The following is a 17874-nucleotide window of genomic DNA, read 5'->3' as shown; positions in this document are numbered from 1 at the left end:
CCCCCACGAGACGAAAGACGACCACTGCGATGAGCCAGAAGACGTACACCAGCGTGCTGCACGTGGAGGTGGAGGGCGCCCCACTCCCCGACAAGCTGGAGCGGTTGCTGGTCGACGGCTGGGTGGACGCCAGCGTCAACGTGCCCTCGGCTTTCCAGCTCACCTTCAGCGACGTCGGCAGGGACCTGCTGAAGACGTTCCGGCAGATCACCGTGGGCGCGAAGGCGACGCTGTGCCCGGTCACCGACGGGCGCAAGGGCAAGCCGATGCTCACCGGTGACATCACGGCGATGGAGGTGGACAAGGACGGTGCCGGCAGGTCGCTGGTGGTGCGCGGCTTCGACCCGGGGCACCGGCTGCTGCGCAACCGCCGGGTCGAGGGCTACCCCAACATGACCGCCGGTGACATCGCCCGGCGCCTCGCGACACGCAACGGGCTGAAGCCGGGGCGCATCGACACCACGCGGTCGGTGTACGAGCTGGCCACCCAGCCCAACATCACCGACTGGGACTTCCTGTGCCGGTTGGCGCAGGAGAACGACGTCCATCTGTACTTCGACAACAACGGCAAGATGTGCTTCACGGAACTGGTGTCCGCCTCCGGTGCGCCGTCCGACTCCACCCCCTCGAAGCGGAGCCCCTACGTCCTGGAGTTCGGCACCAACGAACTGCACAGCAGGGTCGGGGTGACCTCCGCGGGGCAGACGCGGACGGTGCGGGTCCGGGGCTGGGACGTGAAGACGAAGCGGCCGCTGAAGGGCCAGGCGAGCGCGGGGACGACGCAGGACGCGCGCACGGACATCACCCCGGCCAAGGCCTCGGCCCGGTTCGGGAAGGCGGAGCTGGTCGGTACGGACGTGCCGTACGGGACGCAGTCCCAGGTGGGGCACGCGGCGCGGGCGCTGGCCGAGGACGTGGCGTCCTCGTTCACCGAGCTGGAGGTCGCGGTCACCGGCAATCCGGATCTGCGGCCGGGCATCCCGGTGGCGTTGAACGGCGCGGGGTTTCCGTTCGAGGGCAAGTACACGGCGACGGGCGTGCGCCACGTCTTCGCCAGCGGCAGCCCGTACACGACCTGGGTGTCGGTGACGGGCCGTCAGTTCCGTTCGCTGTACGGGCTGGCCTCGGGCGGTGGCGGGGGCGAGGACGCGCAGCGGCTTCCCGGTGTGGTCAACGCGATCGTCACCAACATCATGGACCCGCTGCGGATGGGGCGCGTCAAGCTGCGTTTCCCGTGGCTCTCGGACACGTACGAGAGCGACTGGTGCCGGGTGGCCCAGTTCGGCGGTGTGCGCGGTGGCGGGCTGCTGCTGCCGGAGGTCGAGGACGAGGTGCTGGTGTCGTTCGACCGCGGTTCGCTGGAGCATCCGTACGTCCTCGCCGGGCTGTACAACGGCAAGGACAAGCCGACCGACGACCCCGACGGCATGCAGCCGGTGGACCGCACCAGGGGCCGGGTCAACTGGCGCAGCCTCGCCTCCCGCAACGGCCACATCGTCGAGCTGCTGGACCGGCAGACCCCGCCCAAGCAGGGCATCCGGCTGCAGACGGGGAACGGCAAGCTCACCGTCCACCTGGACCAGACCCGTACGACGGTGACGATCAACAGCAGGGGCGAGGTGTCGATCGAGGGCACCCGTGGCGTCGAGGTCAAGAGCGGCGGAAACCTGGACCTGCGGGCCACGGGCGCGGTGAACATCCGCGGTGGCGGCGCGGTCAACATCCGCGGTGGCGCGGGGGTGAACGTCCAGGCGGGCGCCGAGGTCGGTATCCGGGCGGGCGGCGCGCTGACCATGAACGCGGGCAGCGCGGCCACGCTGAACGCGGTGGGCACCCTCCAGCTCTCGGCGGCCGCCTCGGCCCAGTTCCGGGCGGTCTCCGTGGCGCTCCAGGGCGTGGTCACCGCGAACGGGATACCGGTCCCGCTCCCGTGACGGGTCCATGGGACAAGGACGGCGGGACAAGGGGCGGCGGCGAGTACGGATCGGAAGGACGGAGCGGACATGGGTGAGCAGTTCGTCGGTGCGGGATGGGGTTTCCCGATGCGCACCGACGCGTCCGGGGGCATCGCGCTGGTGCAGCGCGAACGGGAGGTCGAGGAGGCGATCCGGCTGGTGCTGTCCACGGCCCCCGGGGAGCGGCCGATGCGGCCGGAGTTCGGCTGCGCCATCCACGACCTGGTGTTCGCGCCGGTCAACGAGGCGACGGCGGGCCGCATCCGCCACGAGGTGCGGGCCTCCCTCGACCGGTGGGAACCGCGGATCGACGTGAGCGAGGTGGGCGTCGCCCCCGCGCCGGACGAGCCCGCCGCGCTGCTCATCGACGTCCGTTACGAGATCCGCGGCACCAACAACCCGCGCAGCCTGGTCTTCCCCTTCTACGTCATCCCCTCGCACGAGGGCCCGGACGACGAAGGCCCGGACGACGGGGGACCGCGCGACGAGAACGACACCGCTTTGGAGAACCACCGCTGATGGCCCTGCCCTCACCCCACCTGGACGACCGGCGCTTCCAGCAGTTCGTCGACGACGCCAAGCGGCACATCCAGCGGCGGTGCCCGGAGTGGACCGACCACAATGTGTCCGACCCGGGCGTGACGCTCGTCGAGACCGTCGCTGACATGGCCGACCAGCTCGTGTACCGGCTCAACCGGGTGCCCGAAAAGAACTACCTGGCCTTCCTCGACCTGATCGGCGTCTCCCTCTTCCCGCCCGCCGCCGCCCGCGCGGACATCACCTTCTGGCTGTCCGCGCCGCAGCCGGAGACGGTGCTGCTGCCCGCCGGTACGGAGACGGCGACGGTGCGCACCGAAACGGAGGACGCCGTGGTGTTCGCCACGGAGGAGGACCTGCCGGTGGTGCCGTGCGAGCTGACCCGGGTGCAGACGCAGGGGCACGGGCAGCCGCCCTCCGAGTGCACCTCGGACATCCTCGACGGCCAGGACGTGATGGTCTTCGCCGAGGCCCCGAGGCCGGGCGACACGCTGCTGCTGGGCCTGGACACCGCCGTCCCCTCGTGTGCCGTCGTCCTGCGCCTGGACAGCCGGGTCGACGGTGTCGGCGTGGACCCGCGCAACCCCCCGCTGGTGTGGGAGGCGTGGACACCGGAGGGGTGGCGCGGCTGCGCGGTGGAGGAGGACTCCACCGGCGGCCTGAACCGCCCCGGAGAGGTGGTGCTGCACATCCCGGCGGGTCACGAGGTCTCGCGCGTCGGCCGGTTCGACGCGGGCTGGGTGCGCTGCCGCGTGGTGGCGGCCGATCCGGGCATGACGTCGTACACCACCTCGCCCACCGTCCGCGACGCGTCCGCGTTCACCATCGGGGGCACGGTGCGGGCGGCGCACGCCGAAACGGTCGCCGACGAGCCGCTGGGCGAGTCCTCCGGTGTGCCGGGGCAGCGTGTGCGGCTGGCGCGCACACCGGTGGCGGCCGGTGAACCGCCACTGGAGCTGGAGGTGTCGGACGGAGCGGGCTGGCAGCCGTGGTCCGTGGTGCCGCACCTGTCCGCGTCCGGCCCCGGCGACCGGCACGTCACGCTCGACCACGCGACCGGCGAGGTGGCGTTCGGCCCCGCGGTGCGCCTGCCGGACGGCACCCTGCGGCAGTACGGTGCCGTCCCGCCCAAGGGCGCGACGATCCGCGCCACCCGCTACCGCACGGGCGGCGGCCGGATCGGCAACGTGGCCCGCAACTGCATTCGTGTGCTGCGCAGTTCGGTCCCGTACGTGGCCCGGGTGGACAACCTCGAGGCGGCGCGCGGCGGTGTGGACGCCGAGACCGTCGACGAGGCGAAGGTCCGCGCGCCGATCGCGCTGCGCGCCCAGGACCGGGCCGTCACCCGGCGCGACTACGAGGAGCTGACCCGGCAGGCCGCCCCCGAGGTGGCCCGTATCTCCTGCCAGGCGGCGGACCCGGCCGCCGCGGGCGGCATGAGTGGCGGCGCTGACGGTACGTCTCTGAGGGGCGGGACGGACACCGGCGCAGGCGACTCCGGGGAGAACGCCGTACGTGTCCTGGTCGTGCCCCAGGCGGTACCGGACGTGGGCGGGCGGCTGCGCTTCGAGCAACTGGTGCCCGGCGACGAGCTGCTGGACAAAATCACCCGCTTCCTCGACGAACGCCGCGCCATCGGCACCCGCCTGGCCATCGGCCCGCCCTACTACCAGGGCGTGACGGCGGTGGTGACGTTGCACGCGTACCGCAGCGCCGACGCGGACACGGTGCGCCGTGCCGCGCTCGACGCGCTGTACGCCCACCTCGACCCGCTGACCGGCGGCGTGGACGGCAACGGCTGGCCGTTCGGCCGTCAGGTGCAGTCGGGCGAGCTGTTCGCGGTGCTCCAGCGCGTACCGGGCGTCGAGCTGGTGGACGAGGTACTGCTGCACCCGGCCGACCCGCTCACCGGCAAACGCGGTGACGCCACCGACCGCATCCGGCTGTCCGGTCCGTCGCTGGTCTTCCCGTTCGACCACCGCGTCCGCGTGATCGGGGGCTGATGTGAGAGGCGCACTCGAAGGACTGGAGTCGCCGCACCCGCTGGGTGAGCGGCTGCCGTCCGTCTTCGCCGACGACGATTTCGCGCAGCGTTTCACCGGCGGTCTGGACGCCCTGCTGGCGCCGCTGCTGAACGTCCTCGACTGCCTGGATTCCTACTTCTCCCCCGCGCTGGCGCCCGAGGACTTCGTGGACTGGCTCGCGGGATGGGTCGGTGCCGAACTCACCGGGGACGAATCGGAGGCCCTGCTGCGGCACACCGTCGCCACCGCCGTGGACCTGCACCGCAGGCGCGGCACCCGGAGCGGGCTGCGGGACGCCGTCCAGGCGGCGTTCAACGTCCCGCCCGAGATCACCGAAAGCGGCGGGGCGTCCTGGTCGCCCCGCCCGCTCGGCCCCTTCCCCGGCGATCCGCGCCCCGGTGTCCATGTGGTGCTGCGGGTTCCGGACCCGGACGCCGTGGACGTACGGCGGCTTGACGACCTGGTGGCGGCGGCCCGGCCCGCGCACCTGCCCTACACCGTGCGCGTGGAACGCACGGCAAGCACCGAGAGGAACACCCCATCGTGAATGCCAGCCCCCACCGCACCTGCACGGAGTGCGGCGCGGCCCGTCAGGACAACCAGTCGTTCTGCGACGAGTGCGGCGCCTTCCTCGGATGGGAGGAGGACACCGCACGTACGCCCGCGGCGGCACGGCCGGACGCGCCGACGCCGCCCACCGCCCCGGACCGCGATGCGCCCACCCAGCCCCAGGACACCGCGCCGCTCGCCGCACCGCACACCGCGACAGGTGCCGCACCGGACCCCACGCCGAACCCCGCACCGGGCACACCGCACCCCGTCCCCGACACCACACCGCCCCGGCGGGAGGCCGACGAACGGGCCCGCGCCCTGATCGTCCCGGTGGCGGAACCGTCGGCGCAGGAGCCCGCCGACCGCGTCGCCCCGGTCCTGCCCGGCACACCGCGGGCCGACGCACCGCGCGCCCGCGCCGTGGCCCCCGAGGAGGCACCGCACAACGGCATCGCGTGCCCGTGGTGCGACACGTCCAACCAGCCGCACCGCCACTTCTGCCGCCAGTGCGCCATGCGGCTCGCCGAGACACCCGCCGGGCCGGTCCGCCCGCGGCTGCCCTGGTGGCGCCGCCTCCTGGGCCTGCACGGCGACGTGGTCCCGTTCGCGGGCGACCGGCCGCGGCTGCGCCGGGGCGTGGGCGACTTGGTGTCCAAGGTGGTGGGTCTCCTCGTCATCGCGGCCGTGGTCACCGGCGCCATCATCTGGACGCCACCGGCCGTGGCCGCCGTTCAGGACCACTTCGCCGACCGCGCGCTCATCCACCCGGACACCAAAACGGCCACCCACTCCGACTCCGGCCACCTTCCCGGACTGGCGGACGACGGCAAGAACAACACCTGGTGGGGAACCGGCTACGCGGGCGACTCCTCGGGCCAGGCATGGGAAGCCAACTTCTCGGCACCCACCCGCCTGCTCGACGTCGTCATCACCCCGGGAGTCTCCACGAAGCAGGAAGAGGCCCGCGACCAGGGCCGTCCACGGGAGATCACGGTCCAGCTGACACACTCCGACGGGAAGGAAGAGTCGCGCGAGCTGACCCTGAACGACGGCCAGCCGCAGACCTTCCCGCTGCGCGCCCGGGACGTGGTCAGGGCCCGGCTCCAGCTCAAGTCCGCATACACGGAGCCGAACAAGCAGGTCGCGATAGCGGAGGTCGAGTTCTTCGGCCCGTCCGCCAACAACAACACGGCGTGAGACCCGCCTGAATGACGTGTCCCGGTGGCGGTGCGGCCCCGCACCGCCACCGGGTGACCAGGTTCCCGCCCCCTCACGGAGACGCACCCATGCACGCACGGGACACCGGCAAGACCCCCGACAGCGCCACCCGCGCCCCCGCCCCCGTCCACCCCACCGGACCCGTGACGGACCAGGCCGGGCCCGGGGCCGTCTCGGCCCACTCGCTCCTCGCCCTGCAGCGCACCGCGGGCAACGCCGCCGCTGTCCACTCGCTCCAGCGGGCCCAACAAGCCCAGGGGCAGGAGCAGCATCAGCACGCTCCCGGCTGCGGCCATGACGCGGTGCAGCGCTCGGCGGTCCCCGACGTGCTGAGCAGCGGCGGCAAGTCCATGGACGAACCGGTACGCCACGAGATGGAAGCCCGGCTCGGCGCCGACTTCTCCGACGTCCGTCTCCACACCGGCAGCGCCGCCCGCGCCTCCGCGTCGGAGATCGGGGCCCGCGCGTACACCTCCGGCAACCATGTCGTGCTCGGCGACGGCGGCGGCGACAAACACACCCTGGCCCACGAGTTGACGCACGTCATCCAGCAGCGGCAGGGGCCCGTCGCGGGCACCGACAACGGGTCGGGTCTCAAGGTCTCCGACCCCTCCGACCGCTTCGAGCGCGAAGCCGAAGCCAACGCCACCCGGGCCATGGCGGGCCCCGTCCAACGCGCCACGGCCCCGGCGGGACCCACCCGGCACCGCCCCACCGCACACCCGGGCACCGTCCAGCGCGCCGAAGGCCCCTCCAAACAGGGCGAGCACATCTTCAACGCCCTCGACGCCCTGGCCGAGAAGATTCACACGGAACTGCTGAGCAGAATAAGGGAGCAAGCCGGACATCTTAAGGGGCAGGGCAAGGGTAATGTGAGCGCTACTCAAATGGGAAGGGCGAAGGATCGGATTCCGGAGGCAATCAAGCGACTGGAACTCCTGAAAGAGAAAGCGACATCCGCAGGAAAGACGCGGAACCACGAAAGATTCCGCACCGCGACGCAGGGAGCCGGTAGGGACGCGAGCGGCTCCGATCCGAACGCGCGTATCTACTCGGAGTTCTCCCTCAGCGTGATGAACGCGATCAAACAATGCGGCAGGCGAGACTGGGACCAACAGGAACTGCCGCAGCTGAATGCCTACCGCGCCACCCTGGACTCGCAGATCATCGACGGCACCGCACGCGATCACGCACGGAACGAGGACCTCCCCAGGGACGCCAGGGGCAAATTCGACGAGTGGTACGACCAAACACAGTCGCAGATGCACACCCTCTACCGCGCGATCGTCGACACGGCTGCCTACGTGGACGCGACACTCCGACTCACCCGCAGAGGCGCGCTCGGCTACCCAGACCGCGGGCAAGAGGGCGGAGAGGAGATCTCCGACTCGGAGCGCAGCGACGCATAGGCCCGCGGCGGCCCGGCTCAGGGTGTGCCGGGTCCGGCGGGCAGGACGAGGCGGAAGACGCTTCCGCGTCCGGGGGCGGTATCCAGTTCCAGTCGGCCGCCGTGGCCCTGGGCTATCGCGCTCGCGATGGCCAGGCCGAGGCCGGAGCCGCCGTGGTGGTGGGAGCGGGACGGGTCGGCGCGGTAGAAGCGTTCGAAGACCCGGTCGGCCGCCTCCGGGGACAGGCCGGGGCCCTGGTCCGCCACTTCCAGTACGCAGATGCGGGTCCCTTCCCGCAGGGGTGGGGAGGGGCTCGTCCGGCCGGGGCGATCCGTGCCGCCGGTCGTGGGACCGGCTCGCCCGGCTCCGACGCGTACGTCCACCCTCGTACCGGGCGGGGTGTGGCGCAGCGCGTTGGACAGCAGATTGCCCGCGACCTGACGCAGCCGGTGGGGATCGCCGGTCGTCTCGACCAGCTCCAGTTCCTCCTGGTCGGCGGCCGTGCCGGTGCTGAGGGGGCCCAGCCGGATCGGGTGGCCGTGGGTCTGGTGGGCCGTCGCGCTCACGGAGTCGGCGGCGACCGCCAGCAGGTCGACCCGCTCGCGGCGGTAGTCGGGTTCCTTATCCAGCTTGGTCAGCAGCAGGAGGTCGTCGACGAGCAGGCTGATGCGTTCGGCGTTCTGGGCGATCAGCCGGTCGCCCTCGCGCCGTTCGGCGCTCGACCGTTCCTCGTGGCGCAGGGCCAGTTCGGCGAAGCCCTGGATGGAGGTGAGGGGTGTGCGCAGTTCGTGTCCGGCGTCGGCGACGAACCGGCGCAGCCGTGCCTCGGAGAACTCGCGTTCGCACAGGGCCTGTTGGAGCCTGTCCAGCATGGTGTTCAGCACGGTGCCGAGGCGGCCCGTCTCGGTACGGAGGTCGGTGTCCGGCAGCCGTGGGCTCAGGTCTCCGGCCGTGATGTCCTGCGCGGTCCGCTCCATGCGGGTCAGCGGCAGCAGGCCGATGCGGACGACCCACCGGCTGAGTGCGATCAAGCCGGTGAGGGTGGCCGCCAGCACGATGCCGTTGAGCCACAGCAGTTTGGCGGTGGCGCCGTCGAATGTGTCCAGGGGCAGCGCGACGACGTACCAGGTGTGTCCGGGGCCCGTCTTCTTCTCGACCCGCCAGTGTCCGTCGCCGGAGACGGCGGGGACGGTGCCCGGACGGCCGCCGGACAGCCTCAACTGGTCGATGGAGCTGGGGAGTTCGGGTCCGGGTGCCTCGCCACCGCCGAGGATGCCGCGCCGGTGTCCTGACGCGCCGTAGAAGGTGATGCGGAAGTCGGAGGGCAGGGTCACCGAGCCGGGGTCCGGGGACCGGGGCATCTGTTCGGGACCGATGTCGCGGGAGAAGGTCTGGGGCGGCAGATGGAAGTCGTCGAGCTGCTGATCGACGCGGTCCAGCAGCCATGACCTCAGCACCAGGAACCCGATGGTCTGCGCGGCGAGGACCGCGACGGCGGCCAGCAGCGCGGCGCCCCACACCAGGCGGCTGCGCAGCGACGTGGGCCGTCCGGCGCGCAGCGGAGTGCGGCGGGTCATCCGTCGGTCCGCTGGGCGTGGTCGCGCGGCAGGCGCAGACAGTAGCCCACGCCCCGTTCGGTGTGGATCAGCGGTGGATCGAGGTGGTCGATCTTGCGCCGCAGATACCTGACATACGTTTCGACGATGCGGCCGTCGCCGGAAAAGTCGAAGCCCCAGACGCGGTCGAGAATCCGGCTCTTGCTCAACACCCGGTTGGCGTTCTCCATCAGCAGGGTGAGCAGCTTGAACTCGGTGGGGGACAGCGGGATGTACTGCCCCGCCCGGTGGACCTCGTGGGCCCGCTCGTCGAGTTCGAGGTCCGCGTAGCGCAGCACCTCGGTCTCGTCCTCGCCCGCGCCGTACGGCACGTCGTGGCCCGTACGGCGCAGGATGGCGCGGATGCGCAGAAGCACCTCCTCGAGGCTGAACGGCTTGCCGACGTAGTCGTCGCCGCCCGCGCCGAGGCCCGCGATACGGTCGCCCACCTCGGTGCGGGCCGTCAGGAACAGGACCGGTGTCCGCACGCCTACCGCGCGCAGGTTCCGGGTGATCTCGAAGCCGTCGAGGTCGGGCAGCATCACATCGAGCACCAGAAGGTCCGGGCGGAACCGCTCGACCTCCAGCAGGGCGTCACGGCCGGTGGCGGCACTGCTCATCTGGTATCCGGCCAGGCCCAGGGCCGACTCCAGCAACAGGCGGATGCCGGGGTCGTCCTCGACGACGAGGATGCGGTGGCTGGGCGGGGTGGCGGGCTGCTCGGCCATGGTGTGTGGTGGTCCGTTCTGCCGTCGCTCGACGCGTGGCGGCTACTTCGTGGCGGCGCAGTCGTACAGGGTGGTGCCGATTCCCATCATGCCGGTCGGTCCGGAACCGCTGCCGGTCTTGGCGCTGCCGCTCTTTGCACTGCCGCCGTAGGCGGAGGCCGGGACCTTGGCGCAGTGCTCGCCGAGCCACGCGGAGCGCCGGGAGGCGGGGCTGTCGGCGCCGCCCGCCATCGCGCCGGGGCCTGCCATGCCCCCGGGGCCCGCCATCCCGCCGGGGCCCGCGCCGTTCCGGCCCGGCTCGGAGCCCAGTACGTAGCGCAGTTCGCCCTTGCCGGTCCACGTGTCCAACTGGCGTACGGACGGGGCGTCGTCGGTGCCGATGAAGCCGCCCATGCCGATGACCGTGGCGTCGCTGTTCAGAATGTACGCGGACGCGGCCATGGCTCCCCCTTCGGCGGCGAGGCTGATCCGGGCGGAGCCGGAGTGCTCGACCGCGTAGCGGAGGATCTTGCGCTGATCGGCGGTGAGGCCGGTGGCTCCCATGAGTTTGCCCATGCCGCCTGTGCCGCCCATGCCGCCCGTGCGGCCCATGTCACCGGAAGGCATTCCCGACGGCATTCCGGCGGGCGTCCCCGAAGGCCTCCCCGACGGCACCCCCTCCGGCTTCCCGCCCGGGCCCGCGCCGGGCATGCCACCCGCGCCGGGTCCCCCGCCGGGGAAGGCGCCCTGGCCGAACGGCAGGCCCGATGCCGGTCCGGCCATGGGGTTGGCGCCGCCCATCGCGGAGGTGGAGCCGGGGACGGCGACCGCCCAGGCGCCCGGGGCCAGCAGCACCGCCAGGACGGCACCGCCCAGCGCGGCCGGGAGCAGCCGGTGGTGTCGGCCCGCGAGCAGCAGAAGCGCGGCCCCGCCAAGTCCGGTGGCCGCCACCGCCCACGTCAGCCAGCCGTTCCAGGACGGCTGCCGCTCGATCACCACGACCGCCCAGACCACGGTGACCAGCACGGCCCCGGCCCCCGTCGGCAGGGCCCAGCGGGCTCCGGCCCGGTGGGCGCGGGCGAGCGCGGTCGCGAGGCCCGCGGTGAGCGCGGCGACGGCGGGGGCCAGCTGTGTCGTGTAGTACGGGTGGAACGTGCCCTCCTGGGTGGCGAACACCAGCCCGCACACCACCAGCCACGTCCCCCACAGCGCCCACCCGGAGGTGGCCAGTGGCTCACCCGTGGCCGTACCGCCACGTCGGCGCAGCACCGCGACGGCGAGCGCGACGCCCAGTGCCACCGCGCAGAGCGGCAGCAACCAGCTGATCTGGCCGCCGACCTGGTCGTTGAAGAGCCGTCCCGGACCGGCGGCGCCACCGAAGGAGACCCCGCCCATCCCGCCGGTGGCACCGTTCTCGCCGAAGATCCGACCGAGCCCGTTGTAGCCGATGACCAGGTCCCAGGCAGAGCCGTCCTCGCTGCCGCCGATGTACGGGCGGTCGCCGGGCCACAGCGCCACCATGGCCACCCACCACAGCGAGGACACCGCGAGCACCGCACCCGCGATGAGCAACCGGCGCACGCGTACGAGCCAGGTCCCGGGCGCGCCGGTCAGCCACGCCACCGCGAGGGCCGGGATCACCATCCAGGCGGCCAGCATCTTCGTCAGGAACCCGGCGCCGACGAGGAAGCCACTGCCGCACAGCCACCACAGCGCGTTCCGGCCGGACGGTGTCCGCAGCGCCCGGGTCAGCGCGTACGCGGCCGCGACCAGGGTCAGCACCAGCAGCGTGTCCGGGTTGTTGTCGCGGTTGATCGCCACCGTGATGGGGGTGAGCGTCAGGACCAGCGCGGCGAGCAGCCCGGCGCCTTCGCCCGCCCAGCGGCGTACCGTCCGGTGCAGGACCAGGACCGCCGCGACACCTTCCAGCGCCTGGGGCAGGAGCATCGACCAGCCGTGCAGGCCGAAGATCTTGGTGCTGATGACCTGGGGCCACAGGGCGGCCGGCGGCTTGTCGACGGTGAGCACCCCGGCCGGGTCGTACGCGCCGAAGAGGAAGTTGGTCCAGCCGCGGCCCATCGACTTCACGGCGGCCGCGTAATAGCTGTTGCCCCAGCCGAGCGAGCCGAGGGCCCAGCCGTAGAGCACCGCGGCCAGCAGCAGGATCGCGCCGAGCGCGGCCGGGGCGGCCCATCGGGGCAGCGCACGTCCGGCGAGGACCGGTGGTGGCACGCTCGCGGGCGTGGCCGTTGGCCCTGGTGATGTCTGGGTCATGGTGCGCTTTCCTGTTCCTGGAAGAGTTTTGCGACGGGACGGGACGGACGAGACGGGGCTCATGGGCGCCGGAAGACGGCCAGCCGCAGCACGAGGAAGCGCACGGCGGTGACCAGCACGGAGGAGGCGGCCAGGACGAGGGCCTCGGCACCCGTCGAGCCGTCCGGACTGCCCTGCCGGTACAGGAGCACGGCGGCGGAGGTCACCAGGTAGCCCAGGACGAACAGGGCGCCCGCGCCCAGGTGTGCGCGTCCCACACCGGTCCCGGACCAGCGGAACGTCAGACGGCGGTTGGCCTCGGTGTTGAGCACGGTGAGCACCAGCAGCGACACCAGGTTCGCCAGGACGGGCGGCCACCAGCCGCGCAGCAGCCAGTAGAGCAGCGCCTGTCCGACGGTCGAGGCGATGCCGATGGCGACGAAGCAGCCGACCTCCCAGGTGAACCGGGACCGGCCGGTGTCGGGGGCCAGCACCGCGTCCGGGTGTTCGGCGGCCGGAGCGGGACGGCGCGGCAGCGCGACCCGGGCGGCGCCGGACGCCTTGAGCCGTGCCATCCGGTACAGGCCGCGCAGGTCGTCGGTGGCGGTGCCGACGACGTCGACCCGGGTGTCCACGTCCTCGACCCAGTCGACCGGGACCTCGTGGATGCGCAGCCCGTTGTGCTCGGCCAGCAGGAGGAGTTCGGTGTCGAAGAACCAGGCGTCGTCCCGCGTCTTCTCCAGCAGCGGGCGCAGCACCTCGGTACGGGCCGCCTTGAAGCCGCACTGCGCGTCGCTGAACCGGGCCCCGTGGGTCAGCCGGATCAGCCCGTTGTAGCAGCGGGAGATCAGCTCGCGGCGGGGCCCGCGTACGGTCCGCGCGCCCGCCGCGAGGCGGCTGCCGATGGCCAGATCGGAATGGCCGCTGGCCAGGGGCGCGATCAGGGGCAGCAGTCCGTCGAGCCCGGTCGACAGGTCGACATCCATATACACGACGATGTCGGCCTCGCTGGCGCCCCACACCGTGCGCAGCGCCAGGCCGCGGCCCTTGCGGTCCAGGTGGAACACCTCCACTCCGGGCAGTTCGGCGGCCAGTTCCGTCGCCACCTCGAAGGTCCGGTCGACGCTGGCGTTGTCCGCCACCGTGATCCGCCAGGCGAACGGCAGCTGCTCACGCAGCCGGGTGTGCAGGGTGCGCAGGCAGCCGGGCAGGGCCCGTTCCTCGTTGTAGACGGGAACGACGATCTCGACGGTGGTCGTGTCCGTACGGAACGTGCCGGACGTGCCGGAGGGGCCGGGCGGGCCGGACGGACCAGGCGTGCCGGAGGGGCCGGGCCGACCCGCGGGCTGGAAGCCTTGGGCGACGCTGAGGCCATGGGATGTCTGGGGCATGAGGCAGAACCCTCGCGGCCCAACCAGGGAACTTCGCGACAGCGAGCTGGGAATTCGCCGAGAGTCGGCTAAGTCCTCGCTGAGAGTTATGGGCGAGGGCCGTGCGAGTGGTACCGCGGTACCACTGGCCGGCCGAAGTGTCCCCCGCGGTCCCAGTCCCGCGACCGATGGCGCTCGTAGCGTCGAACGCATCCGTCACGAGAAGGGCCCACCCATGATCGAAGCGCATGAGTTGACGAAGCGGTACGGGGACAAGACGGTGGTCGACCGGTTGAGCTTCACCGTCAGGCCAGGTGAGGTGACCGGTTTCCTGGGCCCCAACGGCGCGGGCAAATCCACCACCATGCGTATGATCATCGGCCTGGACTCCCCCACCGGGGGTTCGGTCACCGTGGGCGGACGCTCCTACGCCCGGCACACCGCGCCGCTCCAGGAGATCGGCACCCTGCTGGAGGCCAAGTCCGTCCACCCGGGGCGCACCGCGGTCAGCCATCTGATGACGCTCGCGCACACCCACGGCATCCCGCGCCGCCGGGTGGACGAGGTGATCGAGCTGGCCGGTCTGGGCAGCGTGGCCGACAAGCGCGTGGGCGCGTTCTCGCTCGGCATGGGCCAGCGGCTGGGCATCGCCGCGGCGCTGCTCGGCGATCCGGCGGTCGTCATGCTCGACGAGCCGGTCAACGGCCTCGACCCGGAGGGTGTGCTGTGGGTGCGTACCCTGCTGTCCGGGCTGGCCGAGGAGGGCCGGGCGGTGATGCTCTCCTCGCATCTGATGAGCGAGACCGCGCTGATCGCCGACCACCTGGTGATCATCGGACGTGGCCGACTGCTCGCGGACACCACGGTCGACGACTTCGTCCGGGAGGCCGGTGGCGGAGGGGTGCGGGTGGCCACCGCCGAGGCCACGAAACTGCGTTCGCTGCTGGCCGGACCGGACGTCACGATCACCTCGTCCTCCGATGAGGAACTGCTGGTCACCGGACGTGACGCCCGGGATATCGGGGCGATCGCCGCCCAGGGCGCGGTGGCGCTGTACGAACTCACCCCACAGTCCGTCTCGTTGGAGCAGGCCTTCATGGACCTCACCCGCGACGCCGTCGAATACCACAGCGCTCCCGCCGAGTCCGACCGAAAGGCCGCCTGATGTCCGCCACTCCCCTGTCCCTGGCGCCCACGCCTTCGTCCCCGACCCCGACCAGGACCACGCCCGTCTACAAGGTGACCGGCCCGCGGGTCCTGCGTGCGGAGTGGGCCAAGTTCTGGTCGCTGCGCTCCAGCTGGATCACGCTGGGCGTCGCCGTCGTCCTGCTGATCGTCTTCGGGGCGATCGCCGCCGCCACGTACAGCCCCGGCGCCGTCGCGACCAGCGGTCCGCCCGGCCCGGGGAGCAGCGGCGCCGACAGTGACGCGGTCGGTCTCGCCCTGACCGGCGTGTCCTTCGCACAGCTGGCCATCGGGGTGCTCGGGGTGCTGCTGTCCGCGGGCGAGTACAGCACCGGCATGATCCGGTCCACGCTCGCCGCGGTGCCGCGGCGGCTGCCGGTCCTGTGGTCGAAGAGCCTGGTCATCGGGCCGATCGCGCTGATCCTCACCACGATCGCCGCGGTGGCCGCGTTCCAGCTGGGCACGCCGGGCCTCGACGGTGAGAAGATCGCGCTGTCCCTGGGCGACGACGGTGTGCTGCGCAGCCTGGCGGGCGCGGGCGTCTACCTCGGTCTGGTGGCGGTGTTCGGCGTGGCCCTGGGCATGCTGCTCCGGTCGTCCGCCGGGGCCATCGCGGCGCTGGTGGGCACCCTGCTCATCCTCCCCGGCCTGGCCTCGCTGCTGCCCGACACGTGGTACGACACGATCACCCCGTACTTCCCCAGCAACGCGGGGTCGGCCGTCTACGCCCTGCACGAGTCCGCGAACTCCCTCTCCCCCGGGGCGGGGCTCGCCGTCTTCGCCGGGTGGGTGGCGCTGACCCTCGCCGGGGCGGCGTACCGGCTCGTACGCACCGACGCCTGACCCGCGGACCACGGGACCCGCGGACCACGGGACCTGTGAACCAGTGACAAGTGAACCGGTGACCTGTGACCGGAGGACAATGAAGCCGATGAGTCCGGAACGCGCGGCAGCCGCCGCGGACACCGCCCGGGGGACGGCCCTCCCGCCGTCCCCCGGGCTGGACGCCGCCTGGGCGCATCCGCTCCTGGGCCGTATGCTGCGCGGTCAGCGGGAGCGGCAGCGGCTGGACCGGCGGCATCCATGGCTGCTCGACACCGCGGTGGTGCTGTTCATCGTCCTCATCAGCCTGCCCGACCTGCTGTGGGGCAGTGGCAGCTCGCCCTTCGGGGACAGGGACGCCCGTGACCAGCTGCCGTCCGCCATCCCGTTCGTCTTCACCGCCGCGCTCGCCATGCCGCTGTGGTGGCGGCGCAGGGCTCCGGCCACCGTCTTCTTCGTGATCGCGCTGGTGTCCCTGGCGCAGTGGTCGCTCGGCCTGTGGCTGCCGTCCGGTATCAGCGCCCTCGTCGCCCTGTACACCCTGGCCCGGCAGGGTTCGTTGCGGGTGCTGGGCTGGGCCGTCGGGACGGCCGCCACGAACGTGGTGCTGGCCAGCTGCGTCCTGGTGCCGGTCGCCCATCCGCTGCTCGGCGTGTTCTTCCTGCTGGGGACGGTGACGGCGGCCACCGCCGTCGGTCTGACGCTCCGTACCCGCCGGATGTACCTGGCGGCGCTGGAGGACCGGGCCAGGCGGCTGGAGGTCGAGCAGGAGCAACGTGTCCGGCTCACCGCCGCCGCCGAGCGTTCCCGGGTGGCCCGCGAGATGCACGACATCGTCGGCCACAACCTGTCCGTGATGGTCAGTGTCGCGGACGGCGCCGCGACTCTCGCCACCAACCGGCGCGAGCGGTCCGCCGAGGCCCTGCGCATCCTCGGCGACACCGGCCGCCAGGCCATGGACGAACTGCGCCGCGTCCTGGGTGTCCTGCGGGACGGCCGGGACGGCCAGGAGGAGCGGGAGGGCGCGACGCCGCTCAGCCCGCAGCCGGGTATCCGCGACCTGGACCCCCTGCTGGCACGGGTCCGTGCGGCGGGGCTCGCGGTCACCTACCGGACCGCGGGCGATCTCGACGCCCTGGGCGACGGCGTACAGCTCACCGTGTACCGCGTCGTCCAGGAAGCGCTGACCAACACGCTCAAACACGCGGGGACGGGCTCCGCCGCCGAGGTCACGGTGGCCGCCGACGCGGACACCGTGCGGATACGGGTGGCGGACACCGGAACCCCGCCGGGGGCACCCACGCCGGACCGACCAGGGCCACGCACCCGCCCGGGCGGCACCGGACACGGCCTCATCGGCATCCGCCAGCGGGCCGCCATGTACGGCGGCGCCGTCACCATCGGCCCTCGCGGCGGCGGCCACGGCTGGATCGTGGACGTCGTCCTCGATGTGCCGTCCGCCCCGGCGTCATCGGGAGAGCGACTGCCATGACCACCGTGCTGATCGCCGACGACCAGCCGCTGCAGCGCCTCGGCTTCAGCATGCTCCTGGAGGGCACGCCCGGTCTGACGCCGGTCGGCCAGGCCGAACACGGGGCCGAGGCCGTCCGCCTGACCGCGGAACGGCGGCCCGACGTCGTCCTCATGGACATCCGCATGCCCGGCATGGACGGCCTGGAGGCGACGCGCCGGATCGTCGCCACCGGGGGCCGTACCCGGGTTCTCATCGTGACCACCTTCGACCTCGACGAGTACGCGTACGAGGGGCTGCGGGCCGGGGCCAGTGGCTTCCTGCTCAAGGACGCCCGTCCCGAGGAGGTCGTGGCGGGCATTCGCGCGGTCGCGACCGGCGACGCCGTCGTGGCCCCGCGGCTGACCCGGCGCCTGCTGGACGCCTACGCCCACCAGGTGCTCGCGCCGCCGCCCGGCGCACCCGCGGCGGCCGTGGACCCCCGGCTGCGCACGCTCAGCGACCGCGAACGAGAGGTCCTGGTCGCCATCGGCCAGGGCTGGACGAACACGGAGATCGCGGAACGGCTCGTCCTCACCGAGTCCACGGTGAAGAAGCACGTCGGGCGGGTCCTCGCCAAGGTCGGTGCCCGCGACCGCGTCCAGGCCGTGATCGTCGCGTACGACACCGGGCTGGTCAGGGCGAAGCGGTAGCCGGTGGCACGTCGCATACCGGCCTACCGGGGCGAGCCCCGCCCGGCGGGCTGATACGGCACGTGGCCGCCCGCCGGGCGAAGGCCTCTCCGGCCACCTGCGGCA

At 72.5% G+C, this 17874-nt stretch carries 14 protein-coding genes; 10 read left to right on the top strand and 4 right to left on the bottom strand.

All coding sequences use genetic code 11. From position 1 onward, the window contains the following. The first annotated feature begins 29 nt into the window (after nt 1–29). From ABZ370_RS19090 to ABZ370_RS19065, 6 genes are all read left to right on the top strand, one after another. Complete coding sequence (locus ABZ370_RS19090) at nt 30–1934, top strand: VgrG-related protein (protein WP_358621993.1); 1905 nt, start codon at nt 30–32, stop codon at nt 1932–1934. A gap of 69 nt (nt 1935–2003) precedes the next feature. Then, complete coding sequence (locus ABZ370_RS19085; RefSeq protein WP_358621990.1) at nt 2004–2474, top strand: GPW/gp25 family protein; 471 nt, start codon at nt 2004–2006, stop codon at nt 2472–2474. After that, nucleotides 2474–4495 (top strand): putative baseplate assembly protein, encoded by a 2022-nt coding sequence (locus tag ABZ370_RS19080; RefSeq protein ID WP_358621987.1) that lies wholly within the window; start codon nt 2474–2476, stop codon nt 4493–4495. Before ABZ370_RS19085 ends, ABZ370_RS19080 begins: the two co-directional genes overlap by 1 nt. A 1-nt stretch (nt 4496) precedes the next feature. Beyond that, complete coding sequence (locus ABZ370_RS19075) at nt 4497–5063, top strand: phage tail protein (RefSeq protein ID WP_358621984.1); 567 nt, start codon at nt 4497–4499, stop codon at nt 5061–5063. Beyond that, the gene (locus tag ABZ370_RS19070) at nt 5060–6265 is read left to right on the top strand and encodes a zinc ribbon domain-containing protein (protein ID WP_358621981.1); all 1206 of its coding nucleotides are present in this window, start codon (nt 5060–5062) and stop codon (nt 6263–6265) included. The genes ABZ370_RS19075 and ABZ370_RS19070 overlap by 4 nt, the downstream gene beginning before the upstream one ends. Nucleotides 6266–6354: 89 nt before the next feature. Continuing rightward, nucleotides 6355–7695 carry a DUF4157 domain-containing protein gene (locus ABZ370_RS19065; RefSeq protein WP_358621978.1) on the top strand — a complete coding sequence of 447 codons (1341 nt, stop codon included), beginning with the start codon at nt 6355–6357 and terminating at the stop codon, nt 7693–7695. A gap of 17 nt (nt 7696–7712) precedes the next feature. Here ABZ370_RS19065 and ABZ370_RS19060 read toward each other — a convergent pair whose 3' ends face one another. The 4 genes from ABZ370_RS19060 to ABZ370_RS19045 form a co-directional block, all read right to left on the bottom strand. Then, nucleotides 7713–9251 (bottom strand): HAMP domain-containing sensor histidine kinase, encoded by a 1539-nt coding sequence (locus ABZ370_RS19060; RefSeq protein WP_358621976.1) that lies wholly within the window; start codon nt 9249–9251, stop codon nt 7713–7715. Further along, entirely contained in the window at nt 9248–9997 is a 750-nt protein-coding gene (locus ABZ370_RS19055) for a response regulator transcription factor (protein WP_358621973.1), read from the bottom strand. The genes ABZ370_RS19060 and ABZ370_RS19055 overlap by 4 nt, the downstream gene beginning before the upstream one ends. A gap of 42 nt (nt 9998–10039) precedes the next feature. Beyond that, on the bottom strand, nt 10040–12208 hold the full coding sequence (locus ABZ370_RS19050) for a glycosyltransferase family 39 protein (protein ID WP_358621971.1): 2169 nt from the start codon (nt 12206–12208) through the stop codon (nt 10040–10042). A 101-nt stretch (nt 12209–12309) separates the two neighbouring features. Continuing rightward, complete coding sequence (locus tag ABZ370_RS19045) at nt 12310–13620, bottom strand: bifunctional glycosyltransferase family 2/GtrA family protein (RefSeq protein ID WP_358621969.1); 1311 nt, start codon at nt 13618–13620, stop codon at nt 12310–12312. Nucleotides 13621–13834: 214 nt separating this feature from the next. Here ABZ370_RS19045 and ABZ370_RS19040 point away from each other — a divergent pair, with 214 nt between their 5' ends. From ABZ370_RS19040 to ABZ370_RS19025, 4 genes are all read left to right on the top strand, one after another. Then, nucleotides 13835–14764: an ATP-binding cassette domain-containing protein gene (locus ABZ370_RS19040; RefSeq protein WP_358621967.1), complete on the top strand. Its 930-nt coding sequence runs from the start codon at nt 13835–13837 to the stop codon at nt 14762–14764. Further along, entirely contained in the window at nt 14764–15627 is an 864-nt protein-coding gene (locus tag ABZ370_RS19035) for an ABC transporter permease (protein WP_358621964.1), read from the top strand. The genes ABZ370_RS19040 and ABZ370_RS19035 overlap by 1 nt, the downstream gene beginning before the upstream one ends. 88 nt (nt 15628–15715) lie before the next feature. Next, nucleotides 15716–17098 carry a histidine kinase gene (locus tag ABZ370_RS19030; protein WP_358621961.1) on the top strand — a complete coding sequence of 461 codons (1383 nt, stop codon included), beginning with the start codon at nt 15716–15718 and terminating at the stop codon, nt 17096–17098. Beyond that, a complete protein-coding gene (locus ABZ370_RS19025; RefSeq protein WP_358621958.1) occupies nt 17095–17769 on the top strand; it encodes a response regulator transcription factor in 675 nt (224 codons plus the stop codon). Before ABZ370_RS19030 ends, ABZ370_RS19025 begins: the two co-directional genes overlap by 4 nt. Nucleotides 17770–17874 lie beyond the last annotated feature (105 nt).

The sequence above is a fragment of the Streptomyces sp. NPDC005962 genome, from assembly GCF_040629205.1.
GTDB lineage: Bacteria > Actinomycetota > Actinomycetes > Streptomycetales > Streptomycetaceae > Streptomyces.
The sequence above is the reverse complement of the archived record's forward strand: the minus strand, read 5'-3'. Positions and strand labels throughout refer to the sequence as shown.